The organism is Pelagimonas phthalicica (assembly GCF_004364805.1).
In the GTDB taxonomy this organism is placed as follows: domain Bacteria; phylum Pseudomonadota; class Alphaproteobacteria; order Rhodobacterales; family Rhodobacteraceae; genus Pelagimonas; species Pelagimonas phthalicica.
On the sequence record NZ_SOAP01000001.1, the window covers coordinates 1,926,324 to 1,945,985 of the forward strand.

Sequence of the window (19,662 nt, forward strand, 5' to 3'; positions counted from 1 at the left end):
CCCTAGTTCCAAAAGGTTTCCATAACAGTCGCCGGGCGCGTGCCTGCTGGCGTCTGGACCATCAGCTCGGTTCCGCTGTCCCAATGGGTCATGCGCACCATGCCGATGGCAACATTCGTGTTGAAATCCGGCGACCAGGCGGCAGACGAAACCCGTCCGACCTGTTTATCCCCGGCGAGCAGAGGCCAATGCCGATCACAGGGTGGCACCGGGTCTCCGCCAATCGCAATCGGGCGGATTTGCTTGACCGGCCCCTCTTTGGCCACCCGCAGCAAAGCGTCGCGTCCGATACAGCCAATCGCCGTTTGCGTGTTGCAAAACTTGCCCAAGCCGCATTCATGGGGCGTGTTATCGTCGGTCATATCGTTGCCATAAGACAGCAAACCACCCTCGATCCTCTCGATCAGGTTTGGGCATCCCGCATGCACATCCAGATCACGCCCCGCCTCCATCAAGGCATTCCACAGCGGCATGCCGATATCGCTGCCCTCGACATAGATCTCAAACCCGCCCTGCTTAGAATATCCCGAGCGCGCAATGACCATCTTGCGACCTTGGAAATCGAATTCATCAAAGCGGAAAAACCGGATGTCGCGCACGCGGTCACCGAACACCCGCGCCATCAAATCATCAGAGCGCGGCCCCTGCACGGCCAAGGGCGAGACATCTGGTTCATCCACCAGCACATCCAACCGATAGCCATAGGCAATGCCTTTGACCCAATAAAGCAGATCGCTATCGGCAATGGAAATCCACCAACGATCTTCGGCCAGCTTCACTGCCACGGGGTCGTTCAACATTCCGCCGGTTTCGTCGACAATCGGCACATAGAAACATTGCCCCGGATTCATCCTACGCAGATCGCGCGGAGTGAGCAGTTGCATCAAGCGGCTGGCATCAGGCCCGCGCAGCTCGACCTGGCGTTCACAAGACACATCCCAGATTTGCACCGCCTGTTTCAGGTGATGATAATCTTCTTGGACAGAGCGAAAAACCGTGGGCAAAAGCATATGGTTATAAACCGTATAGGCTTTGACTCCTGCGGCGTCGACACCGTCTGAAAATGGCGTGCGACGTAGGCGACGGGATAGGGACAGTTGTACCATAGTGCGGATCTCCAATTCCGGACACGAGTTTTAGGGGTACCTCTGGGTCGGTAGGGCCAGCCTGTGGTTCTTGGTGCATCTTGCAGGGCGATCTGCTACCAAATTCCGGGCAAGGTCTCCTCCGTCTTGCTGGCGGATTCTAGTGGACATCAAATTGCCTGACATTTAAATGTAAGACAAATGAAAAAACAGACGAGCAAGAAAAAACCTGACTTGCCTGCACAGATCGCCAAGGCGTTGCGCGACGCGATCATGAGCGGCGAGTTGGCGGTCGATGATCGGTTGCCATCGGAATCGGATATGGCAGAGCAGTTCGATGTGTCACGACCAACCGTGCGCGAGGCATTGAAACGCCTGGCGGCGCAATCCCTGATCCGGACCGAGCGCGGTGCCTTTGGCGGTGCCTTTGTGCGGCGCTTGTCCTATCCCGAAGCACAAGAGCAGCACGCGACGACCTCAACCCTGCTGTTGACGATCAACGAAGTTGATTTCGCCACCGCATGTGAGGCACGCTTCGCGCTAGAAAAGGCCTGCACGCAATTGGCGGTGGAGCGGCGTAGCGCCGATGACCTTGCCACCATGCGGGCCGAGATTTTTCGGCAGGCGCAGCCGGGATTAAGCGATGAGGCTTTTTGTGCCTCTGATGTGGCGCTGCATCGTGCTTTGGTTGACGCGGCTGGCAACCAGGTGTTGTCTTACCAATTGGCCGGGGCTGTCGAGGCAATGCAGCCTCTGATGAACATGATCACCTATAGCCAGCGGTCGCGTGAGCAAATCGTTGATTTGCACACCATGCTGACGGATGTCGTAGAGGAACGAGAAGCCGAGGCAGCCAATCGCGTTCTCGATGAATTGCAATCCTACACCCTGAAACTGGGGCGGGAGTTCATGGATTTCCGGGCCAAAGTAAAAAGGCGCTGACCGATCAGGCCAGCGCCTTTTGAATGTCGCGATCCAGACCGTTTACAGCGTGCGCACAGCGCCCTTGGCCGCCGAACTGGCCAGCATGCCATAGGCTTTCAACGCTTTGGAGACCTTGCGCTTGCGCGGCTCGGCTGGGGCCCAGCCTTTCTCATCCTGCTCGGCGCGGCGCTGTGCCAGTTCTTCGTCAGAAACGGCAAGGTTGATGGTCCGATTCGGGATGTCGATCTCGATTTTGTCGCCATCGCGCACCAACCCAATCGCGCCACCTTCGGCAGCTTCGGGCGAGACGTGGCCGATGGACAGCCCCGATGTGCCGCCAGAGAAACGGCCGTCGGTGAGCAGCGCGCAGGCTTTGCCCAGCCCTTTGGATTTCAGGTAAGAGGTCGGGTAGAGCATTTCCTGCATCCCCGGACCACCACGCGGCCCTTCGTAGCGAATGACCACAACGTCGCCCTCTTTGACCTTGTTGGTCAGAATGTCATTCACCGCAGCATCCTGGCTTTCGCAAACATGGGCCGTGCCGGTGAATTGTAGGATCGACGCATCCACCCCGGCGGTTTTCACGATACATCCATCCAGCGCAATGTTGCCAAAGAGCACGGCCAAACCGCCATCCTGGCTAAAGGCGTGGTCCTTGGCGCGGATCACGCCGTTTTCGCGGTCGGTATCCAGCTCCTTGTAGCGGTTGGACTGGCTAAAGGCCTGCGTGGTTCGAACGCCGCCCGGAGCCGCCTTGAACAGCTGCTCGGCTTCGGCATTATTGGCGACCTTGATGTCCCATTTGGCAATTGCTTCGCCCATGGTTGCGCTGTGAACAGTGGACACATCGAGGTTCAGCAGGTCAGCGCGACTGAGTTCGCCCAGGATGGAAAAGATCCCGCCCGCGCGGTGCACGTCCTCCATATGGACGTTGTGGATGTTCGGCGCGACCTTGCAAAGGCAAGGCACCTTGCGGCTCAGCGCGTCCATATGGGTCATGTTGAAATCTACCTCGCCCTCATGGGCAATGGCCAGCAGGTGCAACACGGTGTTGGTTGACCCGCCCATGGCGATATCCAGCGCCATCGCGTTTTCAAAAGCCTCGAAGGTTGCGATCTCGCGAGGCAGCAGGCCCTTTTCCTCACCTTCATAATGGCGCTTGGTGATGTCGACGATCTTGCGCCCGGCCTCGAGGAACAGGTTCTTGCGATCCGCATGGGTCGCCAGGGTCGAGCCGTTGCCCGGCAAAGCCAAGCCCAGCGCCTCGGCCAGACAGTTCATCGAGTTGGCGGTGAACATACCCGAGCAAGAGCCGCAGGTCGGGCAGGCGTTTTCTTCGATGTGCTGGATCTGCTCATCGGTGTAGTCTTCGCTGGCCGCCGCAACCATGGCGTCAACAAGGTCAACCTTGGTCAGTTCCAGATCCTCGATATCGACCTTGCCGGCCTCCATCGGGCCGCCGGACACAAAGATCACCGGGATGTTCAGGCGCATGGCGGCCATCAACATGCCCGGCGTGATCTTGTCACAGTTCGAGATGCAGACCATCGCATCGGCACAGTGGCCGTTCACCATATATTCAACGCTATCGGCAATCACCTCGCGTGAGGGCAGGGAATAGAGCATGCCGTCATGCCCCATGGCGATCCCGTCATCCACGGCGATGGTGTTGAATTCCTTGGCGATCCCGCCCGCTGCTTCAATCTCGCGCGCGACCATCTGGCCAAGGTCCTTAAGATGGACGTGACCGGGCACAAATTGGGTGAAAGAGTTCACAACCGCAATAATCGGTTTACCAAAATCCCCTTCGCCCATGCCTGTAGCACGCCAAAGGGCGCGGGCACCGGCCATATTGCGTCCGTGGGTAGATGTACGGGAGCGGTAATGCGGCATTGAATCTCTCTCTTATGCGTCTGTCGCGAAGGCTGCATCGTCTTTAGGGGTATGCCCCCTTAATTTGCAAGGCAATCCTTGCAATTCAAGATGTGGGACTTGTCAAAAGTTACGCGATGCGTGCCTTTGACGGTGGGATTATTTCTTTTGACTGTCGGCTTGCGAGATAATCCAGTCGCGCACCTGCTCCGCATGGGGCAAAAGCGGCGTGTTTTTGGACCAGATCAGGTAAACGCCACGCCCTGTCCGCCATGCCCAGTCCTCGCGCCCAACCAAAAGCCCGGACTCGATCAGGTGGCGGACAACATGTTCCCAGCCAAAGGCAAAGCCTTCGCCTGACATCGCGGCCTGTAGCACCAGAGCATAATCGTTTAGCCGAAGACCCGCAGTTATGTTGCGGCCGCGAATCCCGTGATGATCGAACCAATGCGACCAGGTCGGTCGCTCTCGGATGGGTTCCTCAAGATGGATGAGTCGTTCCTGCATCAGGTTCGGGACAGAGCGCAGGTTGCGCGCCGCCATCATCACGTGTGGGCTAGCAACGGGAAAGATCACCTCATCCGCGAGTCGTACGGCATGGGTATTTGGCCAATTGCCATCACCGATGCGTATGCCAAGGCTGATATTTTCCTTTTCCAGATCCGGTTCGCGATCCGAGATTTGCAGTCGCAAATCGATATTTGGGTGCTTCTCGTGCAAGTCCGCCAGCCGGGGCATCATCCAATAATAGGAAAAAGCCGAAGAGCTGTTGAGGGTGATATGCTCATCCCGCCCCATCTGCCGAACTGCTTGGACTGAGGTGTCGATATCGTTCAACGCCTTTGAAATGTCTGAAAACAACCGTGTTCCCGCGACGGTCAGGTCGACTTTGCGATGGCCGCGAATGAATAGTTTGACGTTCAGCGCCTCTTCCAATTGCTTGATCGCCGCGCTGACCGAGGGCTGTTGCATGTTCAACTCTTCCGCCGCCCGGGTAAAGGAGCCGAGCCGCGCCGCCGCATCAAAGACGATCAGATTGCGGGGGGAATGAACCTGTTTCCAAAAATCTCGCATAACATGTTTCTATCTCAAGCATAGGGTTTTTCAAGGATCACGGCGGGTTTTCCATTTGCTACGCCTATGGAAGATCAGGACAAGGAACCCCCGGATGGCCCGCCGTTCACGCGCTTTGCGACGCTCGCCTCAGACAGACACTGCCAGCTTGCCCTCGCCCTACATTCAACGCGAACTTCCGTTTTTTGACGTGCTCAACGAAGAGCAGTTGCAGCGCATGGAGGCGCAGGTTGATTGGCTGCTTGAGGATGTTGGCATTGCCTTTCGCGATGACCCCGCCGCTCTGGAGATTTGGTGCGCTGCGGGTGTTGCGCCGACTGGTGAGCATGGCGATTTGATCAAGGCAGATGCGAAATGGATTCGCGACCTGTGCGCCAAGGCCCCCGGTCAATTCACACAACTGGCGCGTAACCCCGCGCGTAATGTCACCATTGGCGGCGAAAATCAGGTCTTTGCCCCGATCTATGGAGCGCCCTTTGTGCGCGACCTTGCGGGCGGGCGGCGCTATGGCAACATGGCTGACTTCGAGAAACTGGTGAAGCTGGCCTATATGCATCCCAATCTGCATCATACCGGGCTGGTGATCACCGAACCCACCGACATTCCGGTCTCCAAGCGCCATTTGGATATGGTTTTTGCCCATATAACCCTGTCGGACAAGCCGCATCTGGGCGCAATCACCGAGAAAAGCCGCGCGCAGGACAGTGTCGACATGGCCGAGATCCTGTTTGGTCGTGCGCGCATGGATGCCGAAGCCGCCCAAGGCAACATTTGCATCATGGGCAATGTAAACACCAACTCGCCGCTCTTGGTGGACAAGGTCGCGTCGGAAGCGATCCAGGTCTATTCCGCGCGCGGGCAGGGTATGATTGTCACGCCGTTCATCCTGACCGGAGCCATGGGGCCGGTCAGCACCGCAGCCTCTGTCGCGCAGGCTGTGGCCGAGGCGATGATCTGCTGCGCCTTTGCTCAGTTGGTCCGGCCCGGCGCGCCCTTTGTCATGGGCAATTTTCTGTCTTCCATGTCACTGAAATCCGGTGCCCCAACCTTTGGTATGCCCGAACCGGTTCTGTCCAACTATGTCATTGGCCAAATGGCCCGTCGGGTAGGATTGCCGCTGCGTTGTGGCGGGTCTTTAACGGCTTCCAAGATCGAAGACGCGCAGGCCGCCTATGAAAGCGCGGATTCGATGCATTCCACCATGTTGGCAGGTTCAAATTTCACCCTTCATGCGGCCGGCTGGCTGGAAGGGGGGCTCGCCACCGGGTTTGAAAAGCTGATCATGGATGCGGACCGGTTGGGCAGTTATCAAAAGCTGGGTGGTCTGGGGCTCGAGACCGATGAAAACGCCTTTGCCCGCGATGCCTATGGCGAAGTGCAACCGGGCGGGCATTTCCTCGGCAGTGGTCACACGATGCGCAACTATCAAACCGCCTTTTACGAGCCCAAGCTGAGCGACAGTGAAAATGTCGAAAGCTGGGAGGAGGGTGGTTCCAAAGACATGCGGCAACGCGCCTTTGAGCGCTGGAACGACATGTTGAATCAATATGAAACGCCACCCATCGACATCGCCACCAAAGAAGAACTGACCGCCTATGTGGCGCGTCGCAAAGAAGAATTGCCGGACGCCTGGTACTAATCGGGTATTGATCAGGCGCGGATCAGGGAGAGAGATATGACCGATACGCTCGCACAATCGACATTGAACATTCAAACCGACGACACGGCGCGCGGCAAACCCCTGCCGAGCCATGTCAAATGCGCCATAATCGGTGGTGGAGTTGTTGGGTGTTCGATCCTCTATCACCTTGCCAAATTCGGCTGGAAAGACACGATCCTGCTGGAACGGAACGAGTTGACATCGGGGTCAAGCTGGCATGCGGCGGGGCAGATCCACACAATCTCGTCCGATCCCAATATCTCGCGCCTGCAATCTTATACGATCAATCTTTACAAAGAGATCGAAGAGCTTTCGGGGCAGTCCGTGGGGCTGCATATGACTGGCGGATTCTATTTGGCCTCGAACAAGACTTGGCATGATTACCTCAAGCGGGAGCGTTCTAAGGCGCGCTATATGGGGCTTGAGCAAGAATGGATCAGCCCCAAGGAGTTGGCGGAACGTCACCCACTGATTGACCCCAAACACTATTACGCCGCGTTGTGGGATGATCAGGATGGTGATCTTGACCCGTCGGGCACCACCTATGCCTTTGCCAAGGCGGCCCGTCACTATGGCGCGCAATACTTCACCCATACACCTGTCACCGGCACCAAAATGCGTCCCGATGGGATGTGGGAGGTTACGACGTCGCGCGGCGTCGTCATTGCCGAACATGTGGTGAATTGCGGTGGGCTATGGGCGCGTGAGGTCGGGCATATGGCCGGGCTGAATCTGCCGGTCCAACCGATGGAGCATCACTATCTGATCACCGACCGCATTGACGAAATCGCCAATTACGGCGAGCGCCTGCCCTGCGGGATTGATTACGAGGCGAATATCTATTTCCGTCAGGAAAGGGATGGGTTGTTGCTGGGCACTTATGAGCCGGTTGGCGTGCCTTGGAAAGTGGGTGGCACGCCGCAGGACTTTGGTCATGAGCTATTGCAGCCAAATCTTGAACATATCGCCGACCGTCTGGAATTGGGGTTTGAGCGCATTCCTGCCCTGGCAGAGGCCGGTATCAAGGATACGATCAACGGCCCGTTCACCTTTGGTCCGGATGGCAACCCGATGATTGGCCCGGTTCCGGGTATGCGCAACTATTGGTGTGCCGTGGGCGTAATGGCGGGTTTCTGTCAGGGTGGCGGCGTTGGTCTGACCATGGCGGAATGGATGATTGATGGCGAGCCGTCGATTGACGTCTGGGCGATGGATATCGCGCGCTTTGGCGATTGGGCGACGCCGGATTGGGGCACGGTCAAAAGCTGCGAAAACTACGAGCGCCGCTTTGTGATGACCTTCCCGAACGAAACGCTTCCCAAGGGGCGCCGCCAGCAGACCACCGCGCTGTATGATCGCTTGGTCCAAAAGGGCGCTGTCATGGGGCAGGCCTTTGGTCTGGAGCATGTGCTGTGGTTCGCGGATGGCCCAGAAGACGCGCATGAGGACCCAACCTTTGAGCGCAACCGATCCTTTGACTATGTGGCTCAGGAATGCGCCGCGGTGCAAAACGCAGTTGGCGGGATTGAGCTGGCCAACTTTGCCAAACACGAGATCAAAGGCCCCGGTGCGCGCGACTGGATGAACAAAACCATGGCCGGTTACGTTCCCAAGCCGGGCCGCATGACCTTGACCCCGATGCTGACGGAAAAGGGGCGTCTCTATGGTGATCTGACCATCGGTTGTTTGGGGAACGAGCATTTCATGCTGTTTGGTTCCGGCGCGATGCAGGATGCCCATAGCCGGTTTTTTGCCAAAACCTTGCCCGAGGGTGTCACGCATCAGAACCAAACCGGCGATTGGCACGGGATTGGCTTGTCCGGTCCGAAATCCCGCGAGTTACTGCAAAAGATCACGCGCAAGGATGTGTCAGCGGAGGCGATGAAGTTCCGCGATTGCTGCGAAACCTTTGTGGGCGGAGTGCCGGTGATCCTGAATCGGATCAGTTTCTCGGGCGAATTGGGATACGAGATCTATTGCCGTCCGCAATATCTGATCCGCCTGAGCGAAGCGATAGAAGAAGCGGGCGCTGATCTCGGCTTCAAATGGTACGGCAATCGCGCTTTGATGAGCCTACGATTGGACAAAGGCTGGGGCGCATGGGGTTTGGAGTTCCGCCCGGATTTCAATGCCGTCGAAGCGGGGATGGACGCCTTTATCAACTGGAACAAGGATTTTGTCGGTAAAGAAGCGACGCAAAAGTTCAAAGAGGACGGTGTCGCGCGCAAATTGGTGACTTTGGTTATCGACACTGACATCGACGTCACCCTGGATGAGGCGGTGATGAAGGATGGCAAAGCCGTGGGCTACATCACCTCGGGCGGCTATTCGCACCGGTCGCAAAAATCCATGGCGTTGGCCTATATCGCCACTGAAAATTGCGAAGCTGGATCAGGTTTGCAGGTCGAAATCCTTGGGGAATTGCACAAAGCCGAGGTTTTGGGCGGCCCGATTTATGACCCGGACGGGAGCCATATGAGGGGCTAATTTTAGGCACGCAAGTCATGCGGTTGGCCCGGTTAGGCTTTTCGTTTTGCGCGGAAACATTGACAAAAGGCAAATTGTTTCAGATGAAACGAAATCATGACCTTTCGGATTTCGGACGACTTGGAACAGCTTGAAACCTTCTTTCCCTACCAACTGGCGGTCGCGGCGGAACGATTTTCCCGTGATCTGATGGAGGTTTACAACAAGACCTATGGCCTGACGCGAGAAGAGTGGCGGCTGTTGTTTTTGCTGTCGAGAGAGGGGCAAATTGCCTCGAACGAATTGGCGCAGCGCACGACATTGGACAAAGTGCAACTGTCGCGCGCCTCACAACGTTTAGCGGACAAGGGTTTGATCACGCGCAATGTGTCCCCAAAGGATCGGCGTCTGAAACTGTATCAAAGCACCGAAAAGGGCCGGGCCCTTTTTGCCGAGATCAAACCTCAGGTTGATGCCCGCGCCAGCGATATCGTTTCGAGCATGTCCAAAGAACAAAAAGCAGCCCTGCAAATGGGTCTTAACGGGTTGCTTGAGGCATTGGGCGCGCCGGAACAGATGTTTGGCGACTAGGCTCTGTTGAGCTTAGGGTTTAACCCGGTCGGGATGCGCCGCCGCAAAGGCCGGGATTTGCGATAGGTTGTCATGAATGCCGCGCAGTTTTGGCATTGGGCTCAGGTCGATTTCCCAGCGCTGGGCGTTGTAGAGTTGCGGCATCAGGCAGATATCGGCCAGCGACACACGGTCGCCGAAACAGAAACGGGCACCGGTGACCATTTCCTCGACCGCGGCAAGGCCGGGCGTTATGAAATGCTGCATCCAGTCCTGCATCGACATCTTGCCGTCGCTTTGAGCGGTCGCAAATTTGGCGACGTTCAAATTGCAGACCGGGTGGATCTCCATGGCGATGGCCTGCGATATTGCCCGCACCTGCGCGCGCTTAATAGGGTCATCGGGCAGAAGGCCCAGATGTCGTGTTTCGTTGAGGTATTCGGTGATTGCCACGGATTGGGTCAGCGTAACACCGTCAATCTCCAGCGCCGGAACCAGCCCCTGCGGATTTCGAGCCAGGTGATCCTGGGATTTATGCGCCCCTTGCAGCAAGTCCACGGAAACGCCCTGCCAGTCTTCTCCGGCAAGACCCAAAGCAATGCGGACACGGTAGCTGGCGGAGGAGCGCCAGTAATCATAGAGAATTGTCACAGATCGGCCCCCTGCATCAGGTCATCCAGCGCATCCTGAAGTCCCGGCATCTTGTCCTGCAGCATCGCAACCAGTTCATCCTGGTAAGATTGCGCCAAAGGCACCAGATCCCGGACCATTTCAGTGCCCGATTCGGTCAATTCAAGCTGGAGCAGGCGGCGGTCATTTTCATCGACAGACTTGGTCAGATATCCCGCTTCCTCTAGTCGGCTGACCGCGCGGCTGACCTTGGATTTCTCCATACTGACACGTCGTTCAATGTCGCGCACAGACGTGCTGTCTGAATAGGCGAGGTTCACCAGAACCCGCCATTCGGCGATCGAGATGTCATATTTTTCACGGTATTGCTGGGCAAGTTCGTTGCTGAGACGCGACGCGACCACGGCAAAACGAAAGGGCAAATAGCGGTCCAGATCAAAGTCGGGCAATGGGGTCGACATGCAAGTTCTTCCACAATCAGGGTTCGACAGAGATTGCCCCAAGAAACGTTTCATTTGCAACAAAATTGTTGACATCGTTGCGAATGCAACGAATTATGTGGCCAAAGATGAAGTTGGGAGGGACCAAGATGACTCGTCATGAATTGCCCAGCGGGATGATCCGCGCCACGGACACAACCGGGACACATGAAGGTTATATGCCGGGTTTCGGCAATGACTTTGAAACCGAGGCACTGCCCGGAGCGCTGCCGCAAGGCATGAACTCCCCTCAGCGCTGCAACTATGGTCTTTATGGCGAGCAGTTGTCTGGCACGGCCTTCACCGCGCCGAGCCACCAGAACGAACGCACCTGGTGCTACCGTATCCGTCCCTCGGTCAAACATTCCTCGCGCTATTCCAAGATCGACCTGCCGCTCTGGAAATCCGCCCCATGTGTTGACCCTGACGTGATTTCTTTGGGCCAGTACCGTTGGGATCCGGTTCCACATGGTGAAGACCTGACATGGCTGACCGGCATGCGCACCATGACCACAGCCGGAGATGTGAACACCCAGGTCGGCATGGCGACACATATCTATCTGGTCAATGAGAGCATGGTAGATAGCTATTTCTTTTCCGCCGACAGCGAATTGCTGGTCGTTCCGCAGGAAGGCAAGCTGCGCTTTTGCACCGAACTGGGTGTGATCGATATCGAACCACAAGAAATTGCAATCATTCCGCGCGGGCTTGTCTACCGGGTTGAGGTTCTCGAAGGGCCCTGCCGTGGCTTTGTTTGCGAGAATTACGGTCAGAAATTTGAACTGCCGGGCCGTGGCCCGATTGGGGCCAACTGCATGGCCAACCGCCGCGATTTCAAAACACCCGTCGCCGCTTACGAAGACCGTGAAGTGCCCTCAAAACTGACCATCAAATGGTGCGGCCAGTTCCACGAATGCGAGATCCCGCAATCACCGCTGGATGTGGTTGCCTGGCACGGCAATTACGCGCCGGTGAAATATGATCTCAAGACCTATTGCCCGGTCGGTTCGATCCTGTTTGATCACCCGGATCCTTCGATCTTTACCGTTCTGACCGCGCCTTCTGGCGTGCCGGGCACGGCCAATATCGACTTTGTTTTGTTCCGCGAACGCTGGATGGTGATGGAGGATACCTTCCGCCCACCTTGGTATCACAAGAACATCATGTCCGAGCTGATGGGGAACATCTATGGCCAGTATGATGCCAAGCCTCAGGGCTTTATCCCTGGCGGTGTGAGCCTGCATAACATGATGCTGCCGCATGGGCCGGACCGTGATGCCTTTGACAAAGCGTCTTACTCCGAGCTGGAGCCCGAGAAGCTGGACAACACCATGTCCTTCATGTTCGAAACACGCTTCCCGCAGCACCTGACGCCGTTTGCCGCCAATGAGGCACCGCTACAGGATGACTATATCGACTGCTGGAAAACGATCGAAAAGAAATTCGACGGAACGCCTGGTAAGAAATAAGTGCGTAAAGGGGCACCGCCCCGGTGCCAATGCGACTCTGGCATTGGCACCCCACGTATTCAGACCCTCAGGGCATTTCTGCCAATAGGACACCGGGGGTGATCATTCACATGAAAGGGACATCATGCCTTTGATGAAATCTTGGGTCGAAAGCGCGAACACGCCCGAGACCGATTTTCCACTCAACAATCTACCCTATGGGTCGTTTCGTACCGAAGATGGCGAGGCCCATTGCGGCGTGGCCATTGGCGATATGATCCTGGATGTAACCGCCTTGGAAGAGGATGGGTTGCTGATGGCGAGTGACGAAGAGGACGAAGTGTTCTTTTTCGGCGATTGGACCGAGTTCATGGGGCTGGGCCCCGATGTCTGGGCCGCCTTTCGTGCCAAGATCACCAAACTGCTTTCGGCGGAAAACGGTGACGCGCCGGAACTGGTCAGCTATCTGGTGCCGCAGGTCGGCACCGAGATGTTGATGCCGTTTTCGGTCAGTGAATACACGGATTTCTATGCTGGCAAGAACCACGCCGTTAACGTTGGAACCATGTTCCGCGGGCCGGAAAATGCGCTGCCGCCCAACTGGCTGTCGATCCCTATCGGCTATAACGGTCGTGCCTCTTCTGTCGTTGTCTCCGGCACCGATGTGCGCCGTCCCTGGGGCCAGCTAAAGGGTCCAAATGACGACCTGCCGCGCTTTGCCCCTTGCGCGCGTTTTGACCTGGAGCTGGAAATGGGGGCAATTGTCGGCACCCCATCCGAAGGCATGGTCAGCGTGCAGGAAGCGGATGACATGATCTTTGGCTATGTGCTGCTGAATGACTGGTCAGCGCGCGATATCCAGGCGTGGGAATATCAGCCGCTTGGCCCGTTCCAGGCCAAAGCGACCGCGACCAGCGTGAGCCCGTGGATCGTCACCAAAGCAGCGTTGGAAGGGTTCCGTACTTCCACCCCAGACCGTGAGCGCGAGCTGTTGCCCTATCTACAGGAACCAGGCCCGATGCTGTATGACATCGAGCTTGCCGTAACCCTTGCCCCGGAAGGCAAAGACGCCACAACCATCGCGCGCACAAACTATAACGAGATGTATTATTCAGCGGCCCAGCAGCTGTGCCATCACACGACTTCTGGCTGCGCGATGAATACTGGTGACTTGCTCGGTTCCGGTACCATCTCTGGTCCTGAAAAGGAAAACCGCGGATCGCTTCTGGAACTGAGCTGGGGTGGCAAAGAGCCGTTGACCCTTGATACCGGCGAGACGCGCAGCTTCCTCGAAGATGGCGACACATTGACCCTGACAGGCCATGCCCAGGGTGATGGGTTCCGCATCGGGTTTGGCAGCTGCACCGGAACCATCCTCCCCGCCGGTGAAAACAAGCACGCCTAAGCTTCTTCTTGGTAAAAATATCCCCGCCGGAGGCATCCAACCCCGCGTCCGGCACCGACATTCGAAAGGAATTCCCATGGCCAAGGCCTTTGCCTCTGCAGGCGATATGGAAGAAAAGAAAACCTCCTTTACCAAAGTGGGCGAGGGTCTTTATGCCTTCACCGCTGAAGGGGACCCTAATACCGGTGTGATCATCGGCGATGACAGCGTCATGATCGTCGAGGCACAGGCGACCCCGCGTCTGGCCCGTAAAGTGATCGAGCATGTGCGCGAAGTCACCGACAAGCCTATCAGCCACCTCGTTCTGACCCATTACCACGCGGTGCGCGTGCTGGGCGCATCCGCTTATGGTGCCCGCGAGATCATCATGTCAGACACCGCGCGTGCCATGGTAGCTGAACGCGGGGCCGAGGATTGGGCCAGTGAATTCGACCGCTTCCCGCGCCTGTTCCAGGGGCATGAAGAAATCCCGGGCCTGACTTGGCCAACCACAACCTTTAGCGATTCCATGACGGTCTATCTGGGCAATCGCCGCGTTGACATCATGCATTTGGGCCGCGCCCACACGGCCGGTGACGCCGTGGTCTGGGTGCCGGATCAGGAGGTGATGTTCACCGGTGACATCGTTGAATACCACTCTGCCTGCTATTGCGGTGACGGGCATTTTGGCGATTGGGAAGAGACCCTGATGAACATCGCATCCTTTGAACCCAAAAGCATCGCGCCGGGCCGGGGTGACGCGTTGGTCGGCGAAGACATGGTTGAAAAGGCCATTGCCGCAACCGCAGATTTTGTTCGCTCGACCTACAAACCGGTGGAAAAAGTCGTCGCCCGTGGTGGATCGCTGAAAGAGGCCTGGGACGCGGTGCGTGCATCCTGTGACGAGAAGTTCAAAGATTACGCCATCTACGAACACTGCCTGCCCTTCAACGTGGCCCGCGCCTATGACGAAGCCCGCGGTATCGATACTCCCCGCGTCTGGACCGCAGAGCGCGACAAGGAAATGTGGGAAGCCCTGCAAGGTTAAGAGCGATGGTGGGGTAAAACCCCACCCTACATCTGCTTTGGCAAGGGAAACGCGCCTTTGCCTGTCGGAAAAGGAGGAGCCGATATGTTCCAAGACCGCTACTCACTGGCGTTCAAGCTCTACCCGTATGAGCGCAGCGCGGATCAAGATGCAGACAGCCCGGTGCGCCATCCGGTTGTCGTGATGGGAGGAGGCCCCATCGGGGTTGCCATGGCTTTGGACCTCGGCTTGCAAGGGATTCCGGTGGTTGTGCTGGACGACCACGAAGGCATTGGCATGGGATCGCGCGCCATTTGCTTCGCCAAGCGGAGCATGGAAATTGCCGGACGTTATGGCTGCGGCGAACCGATGCTCGACAAGGGCGTGGTCTGGAACCTCGGCAAAGTCTTTCACAAGGAAGGCAAGGTTTTCGAATTCAACCTGCTGCCGGAGGAGGGCCACAAATACCCAGCTTTCATCAATCTCCAGCAACCCTATTTCGAAAAGTTCCTCGTCGATCGTGTGCGCGAGGCGCAGGCCGCCGGTGCACCGATCGAGTTGCGCGGCAAAAACCGCGTCGATTCCGTCACCGAGTTTGATGATTATGTCGAGTTGCAGATCACCACGCCGGATGGCGAGTACAAGCTGCAGGCGGATTGGCTGATCGGTGCCGATGGGGCGTCTAGCCCGTTGCGCGGCATGTTGGGGCTGGATTTCGAAGGGCGGGTCTTTGAAGACAGCTTCTTGATCGCGGATATCAAAATGACCGCCGATTTTCCAACCGAACGCTGGTTCTGGTTTGAACCTACACATGGTTCCGGGGCCTCGACGTTATTGCACAAACAGCCCGACGACACGTGGCGGATCGACTTTCAGATCGGCTGGGACGTGGATCGCAAGGAAGAAATGAAAGAGGAAAACATCCGCGCGCGGCTGGATGCCATGTTGGGCGATGTTGACTACGAGATGGTCTGGTCCTCGATCTATACGTTCCAATGTAAACGCATGGATCAATTCCGCCATGGCCGCGTGATCTTTGCCGGAGACAGCGCGCATCAGGTGTCGCCCTTTGGTGCGCGCGGGGCGAATTCCGGCATGCAGGATGTGGACAATCTCGGTTGGAAACTGGGCATGGTGATCCGTGGCGAAGCACCCGAACGTCTGATCGATACCTATTCCGAAGAGCGGGTTTATGGCGCGGATGAGAATATTCTCAACTCCACGCGGGCAACTGATTTCATCACGCCTAAATCCAAGATCAGCCACACGTTCCGCAATGCCGTGCTGAGCTTGGCGGGGGAATATGAATTCGCCCGACCTTTGGTCAATTCGGGTCGTCTGTCGGTGCCTTGCACCTATGATGGGCTGTCCCTGAACGGGCCTGACGATTTGACGGGTGGCCCTGCGCGAACACGTGTCGGCAGCGCCTGCCCGGATGCGCCTTTGGGGGCGGGCTATCTGTTGTCGCAATTGGGCAATGGGTTCCAGATCCTGACCATTGACGCGGATGCGCCTGACGAGATCACTGTTGACGGTGTGACGGCCAAACGACTGGCCATCACGGCCTCTGATGATGCGACAGGTGCTCTGACTGAGCGGTATTTGGGCGATGCGGCTTCGGCTGTGTATCTGATCCGCCCCGACCAACATGTTGCAGCGCGTTGGGATCGTTTTGATGAACAAGCCGTGCAGGCGGCACTTCAGATAGCTTGCGGCAAGGAGGTGACAGCATGAGCAGCGTGAACACCAAACCCAATTTCGCCGATCCAGACGGGTTTTATGCCAAACTGATCGAAGCCCATGACGGGCTGAGTGATGAGGAAAGCGCAGCCCTGAACGCGCGTTTGATTCTGATCCTGTCCAATCATATTGGTGACAGCGACGTTTTGAATGATGCTATGACAATGGCTCGAAACGCAGGTCAGGGCTGAGCAAAGTCGATCTCGAACCGGGTGCCGGTCTGGCTGGGAACCAACGCGATTTCTCCGCGATGGGCGTGCAGAATATTGCGCACAACAGCCAGTCCCATGCCTGTTCCGCCACTTTCCCGCTTGGTGGTGAAAAAGGGTTCGAATATCCGCGCCGCGTTGCCATCGGATATGCCGCTGCCGTCATCCTGCAGGGTGAGCTGGCCAGCGGTCGCCACCAGTTGAACCGTCTGTGCCCCATGTTCTGCCGCATTGCGCAGGAGCTGAGACAGGATAATCGCCATGCCTTTCCCTGAAATGGGAAACCGGGTGGCGACACCTTCCAGGGTGAGCGTCAAAATCGGGTGATCACCCTGCAATTCGGCGATCACCTCGGAAATCTCGCAAGTTCCTAAGTAGCGAACTTCGCGGGCCTGAGCTGCCTCGCGCAAGGCCTCAAGCTGGGCTTCCATTTGCAGGCGCGCGCCATTGATTTGCTCTAACAGTACCCGGTTATCTGCGCTGAGCTCAGGGTCATCTGACAGCAGCTCGACTGCTGCCCGAATGGCCGAAACCGGTGTTTTCAGCTCATGGGTGACATGATCGGTATAAGAGCGGATCGTCGCCTCGCGGTCCCGCAGGGCTTCGGCCATGGAAATTACGCCGCGCGCGGTTGTGTCGATCTCTTTGGTGCCGAAATGGCGCGGGGCAGGGGCGTCTTGGCCTTGCTCCTGCGCGGCGGCGTAGGTTTCCAGGTCATGGATCGGGCGCAGCAACAGGCGGACAAGCAACCAGCCCGGCACGGCGGTGATGGCCGCAATGATCACACCCAGGACCATCGCCGCCTGGCGAAATCCGATTTCCGGCCCCAAATAGCGCAGGGCGATGAGGCCCAGAAAGGACAAGACCAAAGTTCCGGCAAGGGCCCCGCCGATAACCAGGCCAAGCGACGGGCGCCATTTGCGGGTCATGTGCAGGGCCCCAGGCGAATACCTTGGCCATGCACGGTTTCAATTGCGTCGGGGCATCCGGCGTCGGACAGCTTGCGCCGCAAGTTGCGCAAATGGCTGTCGAGCGTGCGATCCGACACTTCGCTCCGCGCGCCCCATATTTCGGCCACCAGATGGGCGCGTGACAGCATCTTGCCGGGGCTTTTCATAAACAGGTCGAGCAAGGAAAACTCGGTACCGGTCAGGGCAATGTTTGCACCTGCGACCTCAACCTGACGAGCCTCAACATGCAAAGTGATCTGCCCCTGATGCCGCGTCTTTTGCGCCACCCCGCCCATGCGTTTCAAAATTGCGCGCACGCGGGCCACCAGCTCACGCGGGGAAAAGGGTTTGGTCACATAGTCATCTGCGCCAAGCTCAAGCCCAACAATGCGATCAATCTCATCGTCGCGGGCAGTCAGGAACAGGATCGGCACTTCGGATGTGGCACGGATCTTGCGGCAAACTTCGAACCCGTCCATTTCTGGCAGTCCGACATCCAGCACGATCAGTTCGGGTTCTTCGCGCAAGGCGTGAGTCAGGGCGATTTTACCGTCCGAGGCCGTGATCACCTGATAACCGGCCCGTTCCAGCGCAATACGCACCAGATCACGCAATCGGGCATCGTCATCTACAACCAAAATACTCATTGCTGCCGCTCCTGCATAACCTGCGCGCTGCTATCATAGAGACCCGAGCGCCAATTGCGAAAGCCCCATTCCTGCCAGTTATCCAATGCGTTCAATTGGTTGATCGGGCAGGATTGTGACACGATGGCCGCGTCAGGATGGCCAAGGGCTCCGCGCGCCGTCGGGTTCAAGTGGCAGATATAGCCAAAATCCGGCTTCGCCAAAGCCACGTTATGCTGCACGATTTGTTCGGCAAAGTTCGCGAAACTGCAAATATAGAGGGTGATGACCGCCAAACCGGACCAAGAGCCAAGCAGCCAAAGGTTGGTTTCGCTGCGGGCCACTTGCCAGATCATCAACCCAAGCCCGACAGCAACCAGCCCCATCCAGATCATGGCGTAGATGCGCAGATAGGTCAGGCCGTAGACATCAACATACAGGTCAAGCCGCAGCAGGGCAGACAGGCACAGAGCGATGTTTTGGGCAAGCCACAGGTAGATCAGCGGTTTGGTCATCTTGTGTTCAGCCACAAAGGGCCGCGCTGCCAGGGCAAAGGCTCCGGCCAAGAGCGCGGTTCCTAGCAGCGGATAGGCCCCGCGATGGGCGTAGCTGGCATAGGTCATGCCCTCGGGCAGGCTCGCCCCACCAAGGAAGATGCTGATATCCATCGCTGTTTGCACAGCAATCACCCCGTTGAACAACCAAAGCGCCCGCAGACAAGACCCGGAGTTGATGCCAATAGTATCCAGCATCTTTGGCCAGTTTCCGGTCGGGGTTTTCGGCAGCGCCAGTTGTGTTGGTTCGCTGATCAAAAACGGCGCGATCAACAGGGCGAGCCCTCCCCAAAAGAATGCGCGGCTGAACAGGGTTTGCAGATCCAGATTGCTGACGACCAGGCTTTCAAGCACCGGGTTTGCATTCAACATCAGGCTGGCGAACAGGAACACACCGCCCAAGGGAAAGGCCCATTGGCGAAGCAAGTCTTTGACCGCCCCCGACGGTTTCCCTTGAGTTCGTGTCATTGAGAAAGGCGCGGTCATGGGCTGCAAAAACCGGTCAGGCCATTTGGCGATGAATCCGGTTGTGGCCTCGAGCAGATCCCGCCACGTCTTGGAGCCGTTAAAGGCCCAGACCAGAGAGATCAGAAAGCCAAAGACCAGAAACGCCTTGGACAAGGGTTGCGAGAATTCGATTACCGGCAGGCAAGACAGAACTACCAACACGCTTGGCCCGACGATCCGGCGGCGCGGTGAAACCCCGAATACGGCGGTAAAGAACAGGGCCAGCGCGAAAATGGCCAATGACAGCCCGGCCTCTTTTTCCCAAAACAGGAGGTCCGCCAAAACGACCAACCACAGCAACCCGACCCATCGCGGGAAAGGCGCGTCCGTGGCACCGCTTGCGGTTTTCTCGGCGGCAGGAGCCAATGGCTCGGGTGTCTCAACACTCATCCACCAGGCATCACGTTGCAGCGATCTTGGCAGGCCTCGGATTTCCATTGGTTCGATCATCTCGGTC

17 protein-coding genes are annotated in these 19,662 nt (G+C 57.3%); 9 read left to right on the forward strand and 8 right to left on the reverse strand.

Going from position 1 to position 19,662, the window contains the following annotated elements; genetic code table 11:
* Positions 1-2: 2 nt before the first annotated feature.
* The gene (locus tag CLV87_RS09370) at positions 3-1,106 is read right to left on the reverse strand and encodes a dimethylsulfoniopropionate demethylase (protein WP_099241680.1); all 1,104 of its coding nucleotides are present in this window, start codon (positions 1,104-1,106) and stop codon (positions 3-5) included.
* Positions 1,107-1,286: 180 nt separating this feature from the next.
* Between CLV87_RS09370 and CLV87_RS09375 the strand changes: the two genes are divergently transcribed.
* The gene (locus tag CLV87_RS09375; protein WP_099241679.1) at positions 1,287-2,027 is read left to right on the forward strand and encodes a FadR/GntR family transcriptional regulator; all 741 of its coding nucleotides are present in this window, start codon (positions 1,287-1,289) and stop codon (positions 2,025-2,027) included.
* 42 nt (positions 2,028-2,069) lie between these two features.
* Here CLV87_RS09375 and ilvD read toward each other — a convergent pair whose 3' ends face one another.
* Together ilvD and CLV87_RS09385 are read right to left on the reverse strand one after the other, a co-directional pair.
* Positions 2,070-3,902 carry a dihydroxy-acid dehydratase gene (ilvD, locus tag CLV87_RS09380; RefSeq protein ID WP_099241677.1) on the reverse strand — a complete coding sequence of 611 codons (1,833 nt, stop codon included), beginning with the start codon at positions 3,900-3,902 and terminating at the stop codon, positions 2,070-2,072.
* A 138-nt stretch (positions 3,903-4,040) separates the two neighbouring features.
* On the reverse strand, positions 4,041-4,955 hold the full coding sequence (locus tag CLV87_RS09385) for a LysR substrate-binding domain-containing protein (protein ID WP_099241676.1): 915 nt from the start codon (positions 4,953-4,955) through the stop codon (positions 4,041-4,043).
* Positions 4,956-5,049: 94 nt separating this feature from the next.
* Between CLV87_RS09385 and CLV87_RS09390 the strand changes: the two genes are divergently transcribed.
* The 3 genes from CLV87_RS09390 to CLV87_RS09400 all read left to right on the forward strand — a co-directional run bounded on the left by CLV87_RS09390 (position 5,050) and on the right by CLV87_RS09400 (position 9,672).
* Complete coding sequence (locus CLV87_RS09390; RefSeq protein WP_099241674.1) at positions 5,050-6,594, forward strand: trimethylamine methyltransferase family protein; 1,545 nt, start codon at positions 5,050-5,052, stop codon at positions 6,592-6,594.
* Between the two features lie 36 nt (positions 6,595-6,630).
* Complete coding sequence (locus tag CLV87_RS09395) at positions 6,631-9,102, forward strand: GcvT family protein (protein WP_099241673.1); 2,472 nt, start codon at positions 6,631-6,633, stop codon at positions 9,100-9,102.
* Positions 9,103-9,198: 96 nt separating this feature from the next.
* Complete coding sequence (locus tag CLV87_RS09400; RefSeq protein ID WP_099241671.1) at positions 9,199-9,672, forward strand: MarR family winged helix-turn-helix transcriptional regulator; 474 nt, start codon at positions 9,199-9,201, stop codon at positions 9,670-9,672.
* Positions 9,673-9,684: 12 nt separating this feature from the next.
* Here CLV87_RS09400 and maiA read toward each other — a convergent pair whose 3' ends face one another.
* Both maiA and CLV87_RS09410 read right to left on the reverse strand, forming a co-directional pair.
* Positions 9,685-10,302, reverse strand: coding sequence for a maleylacetoacetate isomerase (gene maiA, locus CLV87_RS09405; protein WP_099241670.1), 618 nt, complete (start codon positions 10,300-10,302; stop codon positions 9,685-9,687).
* On the reverse strand, positions 10,299-10,742 hold the full coding sequence (locus tag CLV87_RS09410) for a MarR family winged helix-turn-helix transcriptional regulator (RefSeq protein WP_099241668.1): 444 nt from the start codon (positions 10,740-10,742) through the stop codon (positions 10,299-10,301). Before CLV87_RS09410 ends, maiA begins: the two co-directional genes overlap by 4 nt.
* A gap of 128 nt (positions 10,743-10,870) precedes the next feature.
* Between CLV87_RS09410 and hmgA the strand changes: the two genes are divergently transcribed.
* From hmgA to CLV87_RS09435, 5 genes are all read left to right on the forward strand, one after another.
* On the forward strand, positions 10,871-12,229 hold the full coding sequence (gene hmgA, locus CLV87_RS09415) for a homogentisate 1,2-dioxygenase (protein WP_099244526.1): 1,359 nt from the start codon (positions 10,871-10,873) through the stop codon (positions 12,227-12,229).
* Positions 12,230-12,353: 124 nt separating this feature from the next.
* Positions 12,354-13,613, forward strand: coding sequence for a fumarylacetoacetase (gene fahA / locus CLV87_RS09420; protein WP_099241666.1), 1,260 nt, complete (start codon positions 12,354-12,356; stop codon positions 13,611-13,613).
* A 76-nt stretch (positions 13,614-13,689) separates the two neighbouring features.
* On the forward strand, positions 13,690-14,640 hold the full coding sequence (locus CLV87_RS09425) for an MBL fold metallo-hydrolase (RefSeq protein ID WP_099241664.1): 951 nt from the start codon (positions 13,690-13,692) through the stop codon (positions 14,638-14,640).
* A gap of 84 nt (positions 14,641-14,724) precedes the next feature.
* Positions 14,725-16,353: an FAD-dependent oxidoreductase gene (locus CLV87_RS09430; protein WP_099241663.1), complete on the forward strand. Its 1,629-nt coding sequence runs from the start codon at positions 14,725-14,727 to the stop codon at positions 16,351-16,353.
* Positions 16,350-16,550 carry a DUF2783 domain-containing protein gene (locus tag CLV87_RS09435; protein WP_099241661.1) on the forward strand — a complete coding sequence of 67 codons (201 nt, stop codon included), beginning with the start codon at positions 16,350-16,352 and terminating at the stop codon, positions 16,548-16,550. Before CLV87_RS09430 ends, CLV87_RS09435 begins: the two co-directional genes overlap by 4 nt.
* Here the strand turns inward: CLV87_RS09435 and CLV87_RS09440 are convergent.
* The 3 genes from CLV87_RS09440 to CLV87_RS09450 are packed head-to-tail and all read right to left on the reverse strand — an operon-like array spanning position 16,541 to position 19,655.
* On the reverse strand, positions 16,541-17,497 hold the full coding sequence (locus CLV87_RS09440; RefSeq protein ID WP_099241660.1) for an ATP-binding protein: 957 nt from the start codon (positions 17,495-17,497) through the stop codon (positions 16,541-16,543). The two genes, CLV87_RS09435 and CLV87_RS09440, sit on opposite strands and share 10 nt — an antisense overlap.
* A complete protein-coding gene (locus CLV87_RS09445) occupies positions 17,494-18,165 on the reverse strand; it encodes a response regulator transcription factor (protein ID WP_099241658.1) in 672 nt (223 codons plus the stop codon). Before CLV87_RS09445 ends, CLV87_RS09440 begins: the two co-directional genes overlap by 4 nt.
* Positions 18,162-19,655: a DUF4153 domain-containing protein gene (locus tag CLV87_RS09450; RefSeq protein ID WP_099241656.1), complete on the reverse strand. Its 1,494-nt coding sequence runs from the start codon at positions 19,653-19,655 to the stop codon at positions 18,162-18,164. Before CLV87_RS09450 ends, CLV87_RS09445 begins: the two co-directional genes overlap by 4 nt.
* Between the last annotated feature and the right edge of the window lie 7 nt (positions 19,656-19,662).